We start from the raw sequence: 15,730 nt of genomic DNA on the forward strand, positions 1-15,730 counted from the left end.
ACTCGACCTTTCGGTCGAGCGCGGCACCGGCCCACTCCCCCTCCCGACCTCCCACAGGGTACACTTAATGGGAGGTCGGGAGGGGGAGTGGGCCGGTGCCGCGATTTTCCGATAGGAAAATTCTGACAAATAACCCTTAGCTACCCGGCCAGCTTACCCGTCCGCTAGCGTCGATCCTCACGCCGGTCTCGGGGAAATCGCGCACCGTCAGCTCGGCCGTCCGTTGAGCGGCGGCGTTGCTGCGATCAAGATAGGGGCCGCCGGGGCGATCCTGCCGCGCCGAGACGATATCGGCCGAAACCAACGCCCCCTCCGCATCGACTTCCAGCCGCGCGATCGGGGCGAGACCGTTATGACCACGCACGTTGAACCGGCCATAGGTCCAGAAATTGCCGAGACTGTAGGCTATGAATCGGCCCTGATAGACTTCGACGGCGCGCGGGATGTGCGGCCCGTGGCAAAAAACGATATCGGCGCCGGCACTAACGGCCGTACGCGCGAACAGGAACGGATTGCCGCGATTTTCATCAAGATACGTCTCGGTCTCGCGGGTCACGCGATGATAGTCCGCCCCTTCCGCGCCAATATGGCAAGAGACGATAACGATATCGGCCTGCGCATCGGCCGCCTGCACCATTTCCCTCACGCGCGCATAATTGCCCACGCTTAGAAGCCCCGGATTATGACCAAAGGCGACCAGCGCGACCCGCCGCCCATCGTCCAGCGTCTGGACGCCGATCCGCATGCCATCCCGATCCCCGCCGGCAACGACGATGCCTACCCGGCGCAGATTGTCGACGGTCGCCGTGCGCCCACTCTCGCCGAAATCGCGCGCATGGTTGTTCGCATGCGACATCAGCGTAAAGCCGACGCGCCGGAGATAATCGGCATGGAATGGTGGGCTGCGGAACACATAGCAAAAGCGCGGATTGCCGCAGGTCTTGGCATCCTCATCGCTCGAATGGATGGTGCCTTCATAATTGCCGAACACGACATCGGCCGCGCCGAACATTTCCACGAGTTCCGGGCCCATCACCGTCACCGGATCGCCGTTCGGCGTTACGCGTGGATCCATGCCAGGCTGTGGCCAGTCGCTGCCCATCATGATGTCGCCGACACCGAGGATCGCATAAGTGCGTTCTTCAGGTTCGGTGACCGTTTCCGGCTCTGCCTGTGCCGGCGCTTGTTCATCGGCTGAATTCTGGATCGGCTGATCTGATATCCGGTCGCCCAAAATCTCATCGACGACCATCGCAGCGGGCGCGCTATGCCCATCCGTGCAGGAACCGAGCGCCGTGCCTGCCGCTACGCCCAGGGCAATCGTCAGGATCAGCGGCAATCGATGCATTTCTTCCTCATCAGATGGTCCGAAATCGCGGTCCAAGCTCGATTCTCTCGAATATTTAGCAGACCGGACGGGCGATCGGCGAGTCGTTTCGACTCCCGGCCGGATTCATCGAAAATTTGCTAAGTTTCTTTTTGAAACTGGTTAACAGCCCATGTTTTAGAATAGCTTAGGAGAAATGGAGCTGAAAAATCCTTGTAATTATGTTGCGCAAGTCGTCGCGTTGGGTTCTCCACTCATCGTAATCCGCTTGTAATGCTGCACTGCACAATGCAGATAGGCATCAGCAAAAAAGGCACAGGTGCGTCGCATGGGCGTCCGCTGTGCAAGCCGTGAAATGCGGGTGGGTCAGCATATAGTGTGAGTGTGTTTTTGGCGCTGGCCCGCGCCTCTTTCGCGCACGGAATGGAGATTTTATGTCCTTCGGACGTAAACATGTGATTTTTGGAGTGTCGGCGATGGTCGCGGCCACGGTAGTCGCGTTGCCGATGGCCACCGGTTTCGCATTCGGAAGCGATGAGCAGATCAGCGCGGAAGCCGATAGCGAATTGCTTGCCGCGGGCGGCGTTGAAACCGAAGTCCCGGTACAGGACGGCGAAGTCGTCGAGCCGGTTATCGCGCTTGACGCGGAAGTCGAGGCTGTTGCCGCGGACGCCGAAGCGGCGCCGGTCGAGGTTACGGCGATCAACGATACGGTCGATGCCGATCTGATCTGCCTGACCAAGATCGTTCGCCACGAGGCGGCCAATCAATCGATGACGGGCCAGCTCGCCGTCGCGCAGCTCGTCATGAACCGCGTCAATTCGCCGCGCTTCCCGAATACAATCTGCGCAGTCGCGCATCAGAGTGGGCAGTTCTTCAATACGAACGCCTATAACCCTTCGCGCAACGACCAGCGCTGGGCCAATGCACTGGAAGCCGCGATCGACGCGCGCAACGGGATCAGCGATCCGGTTGTCGGCGATGCAGTCTTCTACCACGCGGCCTATGTCAGCCCGCGTTTTCACCGGTCGCGCCCGCGCGTGACGCAGATCGAAGATCATATCTTTTACCGGTAGAGTTCCCCCTCTCTACGGGTCGCAGGGGCCGTCTTCCCATCTCGGGAAGGCGGCCTTTTGCTATTCGGGCGAGAAGCCCGGGCTGTCCGCGCCTTCAGACTCTGAAGTTTGGCCGCCGGGCTCCACAGTATCGCCGCGCTGATCGTCCGAACCGAACTCGATAGCCTTGATGCCGTCCCACCATTCGCTCATCGCCGCGACCGGCCGGTCGAGATAGAAGCGCTCGGTCTGCCGGTACCAGCCATCGGTGATCGCGACGATCCGCTCGCTTTGCGGCCCGGGCTCAAGTTCGAACGCCCAGCCGCGCAACGCATCGGCATTAAACAGCATCAATACGCCTGTGGCCACCGCGATGGCGATCGACGTCCAGAGCAGCGGATTCCGCTCCTCTTCTTCGGACTCCGGCAGGTCGACGGGCGACGTCATGTCCGCACCGCCGCTCGGATTGGTGAGCGGCGCCTTGTCGGCGGGTTCGGTCAGCAATTTGTCGGTATCGGTCATCGCTCTGCTTTCCGCCTAAAACTGGTAGTAGATAAACGGTTCGACGCCCTCGGGCCGCATCGCGTCGATAATGAGAATCAGGAAACCGGTCGCGAGCCCGACCAGCGCCGCCGATTGGGTGCGGACCTTGATCGCCGCGCGCTGGATCGCATCGGGCGGCAGTGTATGAAGCGCGGTACCGAAAATGATCAGCGCGAGGCCGAGCGGCGTCAGCGTCGTCGTCGAGAAATCGAACGCGGCGAGACCGGCCAGATACTGGCTGGCGTCCGCGAAGGTTGCCGAGCGGAAGAATATCCAGGCCAAAGTCACGATATGGAAGGTGATGATGATCCCGGCCGCGGCGGGCAGTTGTGGCCAGTGATCTGGCCGATATTCGCGCCAGACGCGTTCGGCGACCAGCACCCCGCCATGGATCGCGCCCCAGATCACGAAGTTCCAGCTCGCGCCGTGCCAGAGGCCGCCGAGCAGCATCGTTGTCATCAGAGCGAAGTAAAGCCGCCTGCGGCCGTGGCGGCTGCCGCCGAGCGAAATGTAGAGATAATCGCGCAGCCAACTCGACAGGCTGATATGCCAGCGCCGCCAGAAATCCTGCAGGCTCGCGGCCCGATAGGGCTGGTTGAAATTGTGCGGAAAGCGATAGCCGAGCAGCGCAGCCAGTCCAATCGCCATATCGCTATAGGCCGAGAAGTCGCAATAGATCTGCACGGCATAACCATAGGCCGCGAGGATCAAATCGAGCGTCGAATGCGCGCTGGGATCGAAAAAGACCGGATCGACGAACTCTGTCGCCAGATAGGAAGCGATCACCGCTTTCTTGAACAGCCCCCAGACGATCAGCAGGATACCGATCGCCGCCATGCCCTGGGTGATTTTCGGGACGCTCTGGAATTGCGGGATCAGGTGCGAAGCACGGACAATCGGGCCCGCGACAAGATGCGGGAAGAAGCTCATCAGCAAGACCATATCGAGCAGCTTCGCCGGCTCTGTCTGCCGCCGGTAGATGTCGATCAGGTAGCTCATGCCCTGGAAGGTGAAGAAGGAGATGCCGACCGGCAGGACGACCTGCATAATGGTGAGGTCGCGTTCCCAGCCCAGCCCCGTCAGCAGCGCCGCGAACTGCTCCATGAAGAAGCCGTAATATTTGAACCAACCGAGTATGCAGAGGTTCGCAATCACGCCGAGGACGAGGAACAGCTTGCGCCGCTTCTGATCGTCCTGGAAGTGAATGATCAGCCAGGCCGCGCCCCAGTTCAGAAAACCCGACAGGATGAGCAGGGCGACGAAACGCCAGTCCCAGGCCCCATAGAAGAACCAGCTCGCGATCAGCAGGAATATCTTGCGCCATTCGTTGGACGCCTTGAGCCCCCATGCAACGATATAGACGGCCAGAAAGAACAGCCCGAAGGTAAGGGTCGGAAACAGCATGCAGCGTTAGCGTTCGCTGCTCGCCGCCGCCGCTCTTTCCAGATCGGCAAACAGCATTTGACCGATCCTTGCGCCCCCGGTCTGATTGAAATGCACTCTGTCGCCGCGCATCAGCTCACGGCTGCGCCAGCGATGCGCGCCACACCGGCCGCCCATCGCCGCGTTCCAGTCCCAAAATGCGAGACCCATATCGCGCGCGACGCGCCGCTGCCGGTCCCTGAGTTCGGCAAGCAAGGTCGGCGTATACCAGGGCCGCCCGCCGCTATTCACGCCTGGCGGGTCCGCGCAGGGTACGGGCGCGCCGAAGTTATCGGCAAGTCCGCGATTGCGCGTATTCGCGTCGGGCGCGCCGATAAGCAAAATCGGGATATCTCGCCCGGCGAGGCGGCGCAGACGGTTCACTTGCACGCGCAGATCGCCTTCAAATTCGGATGGTGCGAGTTGTTGCGAAAAACCCTCATTGGTTCCGAAAGCGATGACCAGCAGATCGGGATCATAGGCAGCAAGCTCGGCTCGAACGACTTCGTCGCTCGACCGGCCGACATGGACGAATTGCGAACCGCTGACACCGAGATTGGAGAGCGCGACCCCACCCTCGCGCATCATCGTCGCGAAGGAGGTGACGGTCACGACCCGGTCGTCTTCGGTCGTCACCGATGCGCCAAGCTGCGGGAAATCGCTATCCATGGTCCGGCACACCGTACGCTGGCCCGGCCCGTCCAGCTCGAACCGTTCGGTCTCGAAGCCGAGCCGCATCGTCAGCGTGCCGGCGTCAGGCTGGCTGATCGCGCAGACGATGATGCGGTTGAAGCCCTGGTCCGGCGTATCGGCGGAGATGCCGAGCATCTCGCCCTCGGCGCGCGCCGTCTGGCTAAAACCGGAGAGGCCGAGCGGGCGGCCATAATTGGCATAGCCGCGCCCGAAGGTGGAATTCACCTCCCAGCCGCTCGTCTGCGACGCGGTGACGCCCCAGGTCAGATAGCCGCCATAGGGCCGGCCGGCCGCCAATACCCCGCGACCGCCATGGCCGTATCGCTCGCGCAGTTCCTCGCGCCAGCCATTGGTGATCATGTCGCCCGCAGTGTGGCTGTCGCCGAGCTGGAGGATATGGACGGGATCGCCGTCATCCCGTTCGCTCTCCGCCAGCGCCTCGAAGAAGGGCGCGATATTGTCGGCGTAGCAAAGCCGCTCGGTGCAGACTTCGGGGGTCGACTGGCTCGCCGCCAGCGCCGCGATAACGATGCCGGCCTTCATCCGGCCGCTTGCTCCGAACCTTCGCCGCGCCGTTCGCGCTCGCGCATCGCTTCGGCCCGCGCATTGTCGACATAGCCGCGGATGCGCTGCTCGAGCCCGCGGGTCAGGAAGCCATAGCCCTGCCCCGTCATGTGAATACCGTCATTGGCCCGCGCCATGGTACGTTCGCCGGTCTCGGGATCGGGCAGATAGGCCGCATATTGGCCGTTCTCGTCGACGCTCAGCGGCACCGTATCGATGAACGGCACGCCGAGTTCGCGCATGCGCGCGGCGTAAAAAGCGTTCTGCTGCTGGATCTGCGCATCGAAATTGGCGCGCCGCATCCGGGGCAGTCCGACCCAGTAAACGATCGCGCCGCGATCGCGCAGCAGCTGCACGACGGCATCGACACGGCCACCGACAATCTCCTGCCATTCCGCGCTCATGAATTCCGCGCCGGATCCGCCGGAATAAATGCCCTGCGTATCGTTGGCGCCGAAGGACAGGACGGCAATATCGATCGGCTGGATATCGAGCTTGTCCTCGATATCCTCGAGAATGTTCATGCTGCGATAGCGGGTGAAGCCTGTCGATTGCTGGGAAAATTGGTGGACGACGAAATCCTCGTCGCCACGAAAGGATCGATAGAGCGCTGCCCAAAGCCCGTCGCCGAAACTGTCCCCGAACACGCCGATCTGCACCGGTTCGCCCTCGGCCAGCGAATTGGTCAGGCTGCGGTTGAACTGCACCGCGCACTCGGTCGGCGTGGCCTCCGAAGACTCGGTCTCGGCCGGCAGAACGATCGGGGCCGGGGCACTCGCGACGGCCTCGTCCGTCTCGCCGCCGCCGAGAAAGGCCAATCCGATTACCGCTCCGACCGCGACGCCGATGAACAGCACGGCCGTGCGATCAAGCAACAGAATCAACTTGTCCAAAGCGCCTCTCCGTCTCTTGCCGCGCGTTCATGTCCAATGGCGCTTGGCTTGGCAAGCGCCGCGCCACGCAACCCATCGATAGCTTGGGTTAGGTGAACGCACGCGATACGAAAAGACCGGATTTCGCCTGACCTACCGGCCCATATCGCGTGAAATTAATCACTTCGATCCTGCAACATTATTACACGGCTGATCGCATTCCCCAGTCCGTTCGTCCGAATGCGATTTGAAATCGCCATGGGCGGTCGGCAGATAGCGTGAAACCGAGAATGGGCCTGCGCGCCTGCGTAACCCGTCCGGCATTCAATTGGAGCAGACGATGTCCTTTGGACGCAAAAGACTGATTTTCGGCCTGTCGGCGCTCGCGACCATATTGGGCGCAAGCATGCCGATGACCTCTGGTGTCGCCTCGGAGAACAGCGAAAGCGCGATTTCAGCGACAGATGACGCGGCCCTGTTGGCCGAAGCCGGGCTCGACGCCTCCCTGCCCGAACGCTTCATCGCACCGGTCGAGGAACAGGTGATCGACCTCGACGCGATGAGCGGAAACGCGCCCGAAGAGGATGCGCCTTCCGAAAGCGAAGCAGCCGCGGCCACGATCAACGATGCCCATGACGAGGAACTGGAATGCCTCGTCCGCACGATCAGCAACGAAGCGCGCGGCGAACCGCGCGAGGGGCAGCTTGCCGTGGCGCAGGTCGTCATGAACCGCGTCGCCTCTCCGCTATTCCCGAATACGATCTGCGGCGTCGTCTATCAGCGGCATCAGTTCTCGAATATCCGCCGCCACCAGCCGAACCGCTCGGGCCCGCTCTGGGACCGTATGGTCGAGATCGCGATAGATGCCCGCAACGGGGTTAGCGAACCCGTCGTTGGCAATGCGCTGTTCTTCCATGCCGGTTATGTCCGCCCCCGCTTTTCGCGTACGCGCGAACGCGTCGCACAGATCGGCGGCCATATCTTCTACCGGTAACCCGGTCCGACCCCACGGCGAACGCTCTCTCCCAGGTCTTGCGGGCCGGAATATTGCGCAGCCGCCAGTCATCGCGCAGACTATGCGCGTTCTAACTGGGGCGCGTTCTAATTTGGGGGAGAGCAATTATGAGCAGCACACCGCAACCGACCGATAAACCGAAAATGACCGGCAAGGATATCGCCTTCATCATAGCGGGGGCTGTTGTCGCGGCGACTATCACCTTCGGCCTGCTCGGCATTGGCGGCGCGATCGGCGGCGGCATTATCGGCCTCGGCGCGGCGCTCGGCAGCATTCCCTATTCGCAGCGTATGGCGGCCTGGAAGAAAAGCCAAGAATAGCCACGCCGGGGAGTCAGGCGGCCGATTTCAGTCTGTCGCGATAATGCTCTTCTGCCTCCGCATGTTCGGCCCAAAAGGCACGGCGGGGCTCGCCGGTGAGTTCGTCGATAAGAATGCCGAGATGCGACTGCCAGCCGGCGGCCGCGCTGATCAGATGCGCAAAATCGCTGTGCGGCGACTGAATCAGCGTCAGCTTCACGCGATCGCCGATGGCAGCCAGCTCGATGCTGACTTTGCCTTCGTCCTCCGCACTGCCGAAATCGTCGCCTCCGAAATCACGAAACACGAGGCGGCGCGGCGGATCGAACTCGACAAGCGTGACCGCGAATGAAACGCCGCCTTTCAGCTCTGCGAACCGGTCGGGAAACGCTTCGTCGGATAGCTGGCCGTGATCGAACGCCAAGGTGAAGGTCTCGCCCGGCGTTTCCGTCATCGTGCCGCCGCAGAACCAGAGGGCGCGCTTTTCGGGGTCGACAAAATGCTCCCAGACGCGCTCGATCGGCCCGGGCAAGTCGCGAACGAAGCGTAACGCGCCACTCTCCAATTGTGTGCCGAATTCTTCCTTCATTGCCTTTCCTCCTGATCGAGAACCGTTTTGAGCGCGTCGAGACGCCCGTTCCAAACGCGGCGTGTCTCGCCGATCCAGGCCTCCATCGCAGCCAACCCGTCTGGATCGAGGCTGTAGATGCGCTCTCGCCCCCGCCTCTCGACCCGCACCAGGGACGCATCGCGCAGCACTTTCAAATGCTGGGAAATGGCCGGCGGCGTCGCATCGAAATGCGCCGCGATATCGCCCGCGCGCCGGTCCGCCTGCGAGAGGAGCCCTACAATCGCGCGGCGTGTCGGATCGCCCAGAGCTGCGAATCTGTCCATCGGAATATATTTAAGCGATAATTTAATTAAGTCAATGCTTAAATAAATAGCGCTGGGCAGACGGCAATGCCCGTGGCACGGTTCCGACGATGGCAGGGCTTTGGGATCGATATGTCGTACCGCGCCTGATCGGCTTTTGCTGTACGCAGCCGCCGATCATGAAGCGCCGCGCCAAGGTCGTGCCGCGCGCGCATGGCCGGGTGCTGGAGCTCGGCGCGGGCGGCGGCGCGAATTTCGCGCTATACGATCCGGCCAAGGTCGACAGCGTAGAAGGCGTAGACCCCTCGCCCGGCCTGCTGGATCGGGCTCGCGATGCCGCCAAAGCCGAAGGCATCGAGTTCGACATCAAGGAAGGCGTTGCCGAAAACCTGCCTTTCGCAGATGACAGCTTCGATACGGTGCTCGCGACCTTCACGCTCTGTTCGGTGCAGGATCAGGCGCAATGCCTCGCCGAGGCCCGGCGCGCTCTGAAGCCCGGTGGCACCTTTCTCTTCTGCGAACATGGTGCGGCGCCCGACGCCAAGGTGGCGAAATGGCAGCGCCGGATCGAGCCCGTCTGGAAGCGGATCGCCGGCGGCTGTCACCTCACCCGGCCAATCGGCTCCGCCGTCGCTCAGGCGGGATTCAGCATCGTCGAGCAAGATCAGGGCTATATGGAGAAAACGCCCAGTTGGGCAGGATGGCTCGAATGGGGAGAAGCCCGGATATGAGGATGCCGATCGCGATCGCAGCCCTTGCCGCCGCAACGGCGATGGCATCCGCACCGCCCGCCGATGCGGCGCAACGCGGATATTCCGTCACCAGTTTCGACCGGATTCAGGTTCAGGGGCCGTTCGTCGTGCGCGTGGAGACCGGACGCGGCTCTTCGGCACGCGCCGAGGGCGATCAGCGCGCGATAGACGAGCTTTCGGTGCAGGTCGTCGGCAATACGCTGCGCGTGCGCCGCAACGTCTCGAACAGTTGGGGTGGCTATCCGGGCGAACGCCAGAACCAGTCGGCGATCCTCTATCTGACGACGCACCGGCTCGAACAGGCGACCGTCATCGGCACCGGCGATCTCGAGATCGACCGGATGGAGGGCGGACGGCTCGTCGTCAGCCTGGGCGGCAACGGCCGGCTTGCGATCGGCGAAATCGCGGCCGACAATCTCGCGCTGGCGCTGACCGGCGCGGGCGTCATGGAGGTCGGCGGACGGGCCGAAGTCGGACGCGTGACTGTCGAAGGCCCGGGCACGCTCGACGGCGCCGGGCTGACGATCGACAATCTGACGGTCAATCTCAACGGCCCGGGCAGCATCGAGATATCCGCCGAACGCGAGGCGGAGGTGATCGCGGTCGGCAACGGCGTCGTAAATGTCAGCGGCAACGCCTCTTGTACCGATCGCAGCATTGGATCCGGCCAGGTCAGCTGTGGCGGTTTCGTAAACCGAAGATAGTCTACACCAAGCCGAGCCGCGCGAGTTCGTTCAGCATCTTGGGCGGCATCTCCGCGATCCCGTCCTCGTCGCCATCGAAATCCTCCGGCGCGTCTTCGCCCTTGAGATAGCGCCAGCCCTGATGCGCGCGCTTGGGCCGGGCGCGAACCGGTATCAGCTTCGGGTCGAGCCGAATGTTCCAGCGGCCGTCATCGCTTTCGACGAAGCCCAATATGCGCTGCCGCACGACGAGGCGGTGCTTGATAATCCAGAAGATCGAACCGCCGATCAGCTCTTTGTGGCGCGTCGGGCGGTAACGCGTTGTGATCGTAACCTCGCCATCGGCGACGCGCGGCGACTGACGCTGCTGAATCCGCTTGATCGAATCGCAGCCGACCGCCGGCTTGGTGATATGGAGCGTCGCCATGCCTGCCATCTGGGCGGCATGGCCGCGACGATCAAGTTCTGTAGACCTCGAGAATTATCGCAGTTTGAAATCCAGTGACGGCCCCGCCCAGTCGCGAACTGGGGATCTCCGGGCTTAACCGGCGCTCTACTCAGCTGAGCTACAGGACCGCCGATAAGCGAGTATCAGGCTGCGCGCTTATTGTATGCACCTGGTTTTGGGCGGAGCTATTTCGTTGTTGGCCACGAGATCTTCAACCGACCAACCCGGAAGCAACCGCAAGACCAAGAAATGCCAGAAAGCCGACCGAGTCCGTGATCATCGTCACGAACACCGATGAGGCGACGGCCGGGTCCTGTTTCAGCCGCTCGAGAATCACTGGCACGAACACGCCGGCAAGACCCGCGATCACGATATTGATCAACATGGCCGCCGCTATCACACCGCCCAGCGCCCAGTCCGAAAAGACGAGCGCCGCGCCTATCCCGATCAGTATGGCGATGGTCGTCCCGTTGAGCAGCGCGACCGCCAGCTCTTGCCGGATCGTGCGCCATGTGTTGGATCGCGTCAGCTCGTTGATCGCGAGCGCGCGCACCGCGACCGCCATGGTCTGCGTGCCCGCATTGCCGCCGATCGAGGCAACAATTGGCATGAGGATGGCAAGCGCGACCATTTCCTCGATCGCCGCGCCGAACAGCGCGATCACGAAGCTCGCGACCAGTGCCGTGCCGAGATTGGCGATCAGCCAGCGGACGCGCCCGCTATAGGCTTCGCCGATTGGCTGGTTGATATCGCCCTCGCCCGCGCCGGAAAGCCGGAGAATATCCTCACCCGCCTCCTCGGAGATAATATCGACGATATCGTCGACCGTGATCATCCCAACGAGCCGCCCCGCATCGTCGACCACGGCAGCCGAGATCAGCCCGTATTTCTGGAAGCGCAGCGCCACCTCTTCCTGATCCATATCGACGGGGATCAGCGTCTGTTCGCGCTTCATCACGTCGGAAATCGAGAAATGGCGCGGGGTGCGCAGTATCCAGCTCAGCGCACAGGTGCCGACCGGGTGATGGGCGGTATCGACGACGAATATTTCCCAGAAATCCATCGTGTCTTCCTGATTCTGGCGCAGGAAATCGATGACGTCACCAACCGACATATTCTCGTAAACAGCGACCAGTTCGCGCTGCATGACACGGCCAGCGGACTCTTCGGGATAGGTGAGCGCTTCCTCGATCGCCGCCCGGTCGTCCGGCTCAAGCGCTTCGAGCACCTCGCGCTGATCGCTAGCAACCATATCCTCGATGATCGCGACCGCATCGTCGGTTTCGAGATTGGCAGCGAGATCGGCGACCTGGATATTGTCGAGCTCGTCGACCAGCGCCTCGCGAACGAAATCGTTCATCTCGGCGAGAACTTCGCCGTCCAGCATTTCGGACAGGACGGCGGCCAGATCGGCGCGCTGATCGCGGTCCACCTGTTCGAACAGGTCGGCGATATCGGCGGGATGGAGGCGGCCGGCCAGTTCGCGCGCAGCCTCGTCGTCACCCGATTCCAGCGAGTTGACGACCGAGGCGACGAACTCGGGTTTCAGCCGGTCGTCTTTGTCGAGATCGGTTTCGGCCTCTTCCGTTTCGGGAGCGTCGGTGGCGGTGTCACTCATGCGGCGCCCTCCCTCATACGATCCCGTGGCCCGGCTGCGGCTTAGACCGAAAACGTGGCGCTTGTCAGCCTTTGTTCGCTGCCCTTTCCCCCTATGAACGATCCGCTACACTGTTCGCTATGCCCGACTACACCCTTTCCGTGCTCGACCAGTCCCCAATCGCCGAAGGCCGGACCTCCGCCGATGCCATCGCCGACACGCTGGATCTGGCGCGCACGACCGATGCGCTTGGCTATCATCGCTATTGGGTCGCCGAGCATCATGCGAGCCCGGCGCTGGCCGGAGCCGCGCCGGAAGCGCTGATCGGCCCGATTGCTCAGGCGACCACGCAGATCCGGGTCGGCTCGGGCGGAATCATGCTGCCGCATTATTCGCCCTTCAAGGTCGCCGAGACCTTCGCACTGCTGAGCGCTATGGCGCCGGGACGCATCGATCTCGGTCTGGGCCGCGCGCCCGGCGGCGACGGACGGATCATGATGGCGCTGCAGCGCGATCGCAGCCGGCGCATGCCGCATGACGATTTCCCGAACAATCTCGCCGAATTGATGGCCTATTTCGACGGGACGCTCCCGGAAGATCATCCCTTCGCGCCACTCGCCGATACGCTGCCCTCAGGCGGCGGCGCGCCCGAAATGTGGCTGCTCGGCTCCTCGATGGACAGCGCGCTCTGGGCAGCGGAGGCGGGCCTGCCTTACTGTTTCGCGGATTTTATTAATCCCGAAGGCCAAGCCATGACGGCCGAATATCGCAAGCGGTTCAGGCCGTCCTCGCGTCTCGCCGAACCGCATGTGATGGTCGCGAGCTGGATCATCGCGGCCGATAGTGCGGAGGCGGCAGTCCGGCTGGGCAAGCCCGCGGCAATGCTCGGTGCGCTGCTCAGGCGCAACGTCCTCATCCCTGTGCCGTCGATCGACACGGCCGAAGACTGGCTCGCGAAAAACCCCGCAGCGCTGGAAAGCCGCAAACGCCGCGTCATTCTCGGTACGCCCAAGGAATGCCGCGTGGCGCTTGACGATGTCGCCAGCGATTATGCTGCGGACGAGATGATGCTCGTCAATATCATGGGCGATCATCCGGCGCGGCGGGACAGCTACCGGCTGATCGCGGAGGAATATGGGCTGGCGCCGCGCGCCAAGGCTGCCTAGGGACTGCGCAATACCGATTCATCAGGAGAAAATCGAAATGTCCGACACCCTCACCATGTCGCTCGATAGCGGCGATGTCGTCATCAAGCTGCGCCCCGATCTGGCGCCCAACCATGTCGCGCGGATTACCGAACTCGCCAAGGACGGCTTTTACGACGGCGTCATCTTTCATCGCGTGATCGACGGCTTCATGGCCCAGGGCGGCGACCCGACAGGTACCGGCATGCACGGCTCGGACAAGCCGAATCTCGAACAGGAATTCAACAGCGAGCCGCATGTTCGCGGCACCTGTTCCATGGCGCGCGCGCAGGACCCGAACAGCGCGAACAGCCAGTTCTTCATCTGCTTTGGCGATGCCGAGTTTCTCGACGGCCAATATACGGTCTGGGGTCAGGTGACCGAAGGCATGGAGCATATCGACGCGCTGCCCAAGGGCGAACCGCCGGCCAATCCCGGCGTCATCAAGTCGATGACCGTCGGCTAGACATATGGCCAATCCCGTCACTCTGATCACCGGCGCGTCGAGCGGGCTCGGCCGGCTTTTCGCCCGTGCCTGCGCCGCGCGCGGCGATCGGGTGGCGCTGGTCGCGCGCCGCAAGAAACGGTTGAAGAAGCTCGCCGACGAACTTGGACCGGACACGATCATCATCACCGAAGATCTGAGCGATTATGACGCCGCCGACGCGATCATCGAGGCCATCGAGGATGAAAACACCTATGTCGGCACGCTGATCAACAATGCCGGTTTCGGTGCGCGCGGCGAGTTCCAGAAACTGGCGATCGGCGACCAGACCGACATGTTGCAAGTCAACGCTATCGCCGTGACCCAACTCTGCCACCGCGTCATTCCCGCGATGATCGCAATGGGCGGGGGATCGATCCTCAACGTGGCCTCCACGGCGGCCTTCCAAGCGGGACCAGGCATGGCCGTCTATTATGCGAGCAAGGCCTATGTGCTGTCTCTGTCCGAAGCGCTGCACGAAGAATTGCTACCGCACAATATCGCGGTGACGGCGCTTTGCCCTGGCGCCACAAAAACCGAATTCGCCTATCGCGCCGATATGGCGGAAACGACGCTGTTCGAGAAATTCGCGGGCGAACCCGAGGCGGTCGTGAAAGCGGGGCTGGAAGGATTGGCCAAGAACAAGGCCATCGTCGTGCCCGGCTTCCTCAACAAGGCGATGGTTCAGTCGAACCGCGTAACGCCGCGCAGCGTGACGCGCGAACTCGTCAAACTGCTGCAGCAATAGCCGGGCCGGAAGCTGGCCGCCCATTGGCCTGCCGGCAGACATGGCTGAATAGCCAGTCATGGAACAGCTTGACCGGTTTCCGGCGTAGCGCCGAGCGCCGGCAGGCGAACCAATAGCTGTACGGGCTTTCGACTTCGGTAGCGAACAGGCGGACGAGCCGCTCGTCATCCGAATCCTGCAGGTGCGAATCGAGCATGAAGGCAACGCCCAAGCCCTGCGCGGCCGCATCCAGCATCAACTGGCCCGAGTCGAAATGATCCTCGGCCGCGGGTTCGAGATTGGGATAGCCGATGGCGTTACGCCAATAATGGAAGGTCTCGGGCATATCCCGGTGCAGCAGGATGGTGAGCCCAGCCAGCTGCTCGGGCTCGGTCACCGGCGCGCCACGTACTTCGAGCCCGCGCGCGCCGATCGGCGTGATGACATTATGGTCGATTTCGCGCGAATAGAGCCCCGGATCGACCGACTGGGCGAGCGTGATCGCCGCATCGAGCCCGTCGCCAAGACGCGCCGTGCCATGGGCGGCCGTATCGATGTCGATATGCAGCTCCGGATGCATCTCGCGCAATTCCGGCAGTTTACCGATCAGGCGCTGCGACGCAAAAAGCGGGAGCACACCGAGCCGTAATCGCAGGAGATCGGCCTGTCCCGTGGACACCTCGATCGCGTTTGCAAGCTCGTCCAGCGGTCCCGAAACGCGGCCCAGCAAGGCTTCGCCATCCTCGGTCAGGACCATCGCATGATGCCGGCGCTCGAACAGTGAACGGCCAAGAAAATGCTCTAAATTCTGAACTCTACGGCTCAGCGCCGGCGAAGAGAGCGACAATTCCTCGGCTGCCGATTTGACCGATCCGAGTCGCGCAACCTGCACAAAGGCTTCGATGGCCGTCAGAGGCGGCAATCTGCGCATCGCGTTGCTCCTTCCCTGTCGTTATCCTATCCCGAACCCGCGGATAGTGAGTTGCAATTTGTGCAATCCATAGCAAGTTTTTCGCACTTGCACAATTGCAAATTGAAACGCATTTAGGCGGGGCCTTATCAGGCATCCTCTCCTAAGACCCTTCGGGCTGGCCTTGCCCCTCTTGGCCGGCCCGTTTTTTTTGCGTGTCGGCAACGGTTCGCAATGCGCGTCACGGCCCCTATGTAGGTTTCTCCACAGTCACGGAGTCCT

At 62.3% G+C, this 15,730-nt stretch carries 18 protein-coding genes and 1 tRNA gene; 8 read left to right on the forward strand and 11 right to left on the reverse strand.

Going from position 1 to position 15,730, the window contains the following annotated elements:
* Nucleotides 1-136 precede the first annotated feature (136 nt).
* Nucleotides 137-1,384, reverse strand: coding sequence for a CapA family protein (locus tag Q0974_RS03695; protein WP_299322787.1), 1,248 nt, complete (start codon nt 1,382-1,384; stop codon nt 137-139).
* Between the two features lie 377 nt (nt 1,385-1,761).
* On the opposite strand from Q0974_RS03695, the gene Q0974_RS03700 reads away from it, so the two are divergent.
* A complete protein-coding gene (locus Q0974_RS03700) occupies nt 1,762-2,403 on the forward strand; it encodes a cell wall hydrolase (protein WP_299322789.1) in 642 nt (213 codons plus the stop codon).
* Nucleotides 2,404-2,463: 60 nt separating this feature from the next.
* Here the strand turns inward: Q0974_RS03700 and Q0974_RS03705 are convergent, their stop codons facing one another.
* From Q0974_RS03705 to Q0974_RS03720, 4 genes are read right to left on the reverse strand one after another with little or no spacing between them, the layout of a single operon-like run.
* Nucleotides 2,464-2,904: a hypothetical protein gene (locus Q0974_RS03705; protein ID WP_299322792.1), complete on the reverse strand. Its 441-nt coding sequence runs from the start codon at nt 2,902-2,904 to the stop codon at nt 2,464-2,466.
* Between the two features lie 15 nt (nt 2,905-2,919).
* Complete coding sequence (locus Q0974_RS03710) at nt 2,920-4,329, reverse strand: MBOAT family protein (protein ID WP_299322794.1); 1,410 nt, start codon at nt 4,327-4,329, stop codon at nt 2,920-2,922.
* Nucleotides 4,330-4,335: 6 nt separating this feature from the next.
* Nucleotides 4,336-5,583 carry a GDSL-type esterase/lipase family protein gene (locus tag Q0974_RS03715; RefSeq protein WP_299322797.1) on the reverse strand — a complete coding sequence of 416 codons (1,248 nt, stop codon included), beginning with the start codon at nt 5,581-5,583 and terminating at the stop codon, nt 4,336-4,338.
* Nucleotides 5,580-6,497 carry a GDSL-type esterase/lipase family protein gene (locus Q0974_RS03720; RefSeq protein WP_299322800.1) on the reverse strand — a complete coding sequence of 306 codons (918 nt, stop codon included), beginning with the start codon at nt 6,495-6,497 and terminating at the stop codon, nt 5,580-5,582. Before Q0974_RS03720 ends, Q0974_RS03715 begins: the two co-directional genes overlap by 4 nt.
* Nucleotides 6,498-6,816: 319 nt before the next feature.
* Here Q0974_RS03720 and Q0974_RS03725 point away from each other — a divergent pair, with 319 nt between their 5' ends.
* Both Q0974_RS03725 and Q0974_RS03730 read left to right on the forward strand, forming a co-directional pair.
* Nucleotides 6,817-7,470, forward strand: a complete 654-nt coding sequence (locus tag Q0974_RS03725; protein WP_299322802.1) for a cell wall hydrolase — start codon at nt 6,817-6,819, stop codon at nt 7,468-7,470.
* Nucleotides 7,471-7,598: 128 nt separating this feature from the next.
* On the forward strand, nt 7,599-7,811 hold the full coding sequence (locus tag Q0974_RS03730; RefSeq protein ID WP_299322805.1) for a hypothetical protein: 213 nt from the start codon (nt 7,599-7,601) through the stop codon (nt 7,809-7,811).
* Nucleotides 7,812-7,824: 13 nt separating this feature from the next.
* On the opposite strand, the gene Q0974_RS03735 is transcribed toward Q0974_RS03730, so the two are convergent.
* Nucleotides 7,825-8,379, reverse strand: a complete 555-nt coding sequence (locus Q0974_RS03735) for an SRPBCC family protein (protein ID WP_299322807.1) — start codon at nt 8,377-8,379, stop codon at nt 7,825-7,827.
* Complete coding sequence (locus tag Q0974_RS03740) at nt 8,376-8,684, reverse strand: metalloregulator ArsR/SmtB family transcription factor (RefSeq protein ID WP_299322811.1); 309 nt, start codon at nt 8,682-8,684, stop codon at nt 8,376-8,378. The genes Q0974_RS03735 and Q0974_RS03740 overlap by 4 nt, the downstream gene beginning before the upstream one ends.
* An 89-nt stretch (nt 8,685-8,773) precedes the next feature.
* Between Q0974_RS03740 and Q0974_RS03745 the strand changes: the two genes are divergently transcribed.
* Nucleotides 8,774-9,394 carry a class I SAM-dependent methyltransferase gene (locus tag Q0974_RS03745; protein ID WP_299322813.1) on the forward strand — a complete coding sequence of 207 codons (621 nt, stop codon included), beginning with the start codon at nt 8,774-8,776 and terminating at the stop codon, nt 9,392-9,394.
* On the forward strand, nt 9,391-10,119 hold the full coding sequence (locus tag Q0974_RS03750; protein ID WP_299322815.1) for a DUF2807 domain-containing protein: 729 nt from the start codon (nt 9,391-9,393) through the stop codon (nt 10,117-10,119). Before Q0974_RS03745 ends, Q0974_RS03750 begins: the two co-directional genes overlap by 4 nt.
* 1 nt (nt 10,120) lies before the next feature.
* Here the strand turns inward: Q0974_RS03750 and Q0974_RS03755 are convergent, their stop codons facing one another.
* The 3 genes from Q0974_RS03755 to mgtE all read right to left on the reverse strand — a co-directional run bounded on the left by Q0974_RS03755 (nt 10,121) and on the right by mgtE (nt 12,164).
* Nucleotides 10,121-10,525 (reverse strand): DUF1489 domain-containing protein, encoded by a 405-nt coding sequence (locus tag Q0974_RS03755; RefSeq protein ID WP_299322818.1) that lies wholly within the window; start codon nt 10,523-10,525, stop codon nt 10,121-10,123.
* A gap of 78 nt (nt 10,526-10,603) precedes the next feature.
* A tRNA-Leu gene (locus tag Q0974_RS03760) sits at nt 10,604-10,674 on the reverse strand.
* A gap of 83 nt (nt 10,675-10,757) precedes the next feature.
* A complete protein-coding gene (gene mgtE / locus Q0974_RS03765) occupies nt 10,758-12,164 on the reverse strand; it encodes a magnesium transporter (protein ID WP_299322821.1) in 1,407 nt (468 codons plus the stop codon).
* A 119-nt stretch (nt 12,165-12,283) separates the two neighbouring features.
* Between mgtE and Q0974_RS03770 the strand changes: the two genes are divergently transcribed.
* From Q0974_RS03770 to Q0974_RS03780, 3 genes are read left to right on the forward strand one after another with little or no spacing between them, the layout of a single operon-like run.
* Nucleotides 12,284-13,309 carry an LLM class flavin-dependent oxidoreductase gene (locus tag Q0974_RS03770; protein WP_299322822.1) on the forward strand — a complete coding sequence of 342 codons (1,026 nt, stop codon included), beginning with the start codon at nt 12,284-12,286 and terminating at the stop codon, nt 13,307-13,309.
* Nucleotides 13,310-13,346: 37 nt separating this feature from the next.
* A complete protein-coding gene (locus Q0974_RS03775; RefSeq protein WP_299322825.1) occupies nt 13,347-13,793 on the forward strand; it encodes a peptidylprolyl isomerase in 447 nt (148 codons plus the stop codon).
* Between the two features lie 4 nt (nt 13,794-13,797).
* The gene (locus Q0974_RS03780; RefSeq protein ID WP_299322828.1) at nt 13,798-14,559 is read left to right on the forward strand and encodes an SDR family oxidoreductase; all 762 of its coding nucleotides are present in this window, start codon (nt 13,798-13,800) and stop codon (nt 14,557-14,559) included.
* Here Q0974_RS03780 and Q0974_RS03785 read toward each other — a convergent pair.
* The gene (locus Q0974_RS03785; RefSeq protein WP_299322830.1) at nt 14,540-15,469 is read right to left on the reverse strand and encodes a LysR substrate-binding domain-containing protein; all 930 of its coding nucleotides are present in this window, start codon (nt 15,467-15,469) and stop codon (nt 14,540-14,542) included. The genes Q0974_RS03780 and Q0974_RS03785 overlap by 20 nt on opposite strands.
* Nucleotides 15,470-15,730 lie beyond the last annotated feature (261 nt).

The organism is Parasphingopyxis sp. (genome assembly GCF_028279465.1).
Lineage (GTDB): Bacteria > Pseudomonadota > Alphaproteobacteria > Sphingomonadales > Sphingomonadaceae > Parasphingopyxis.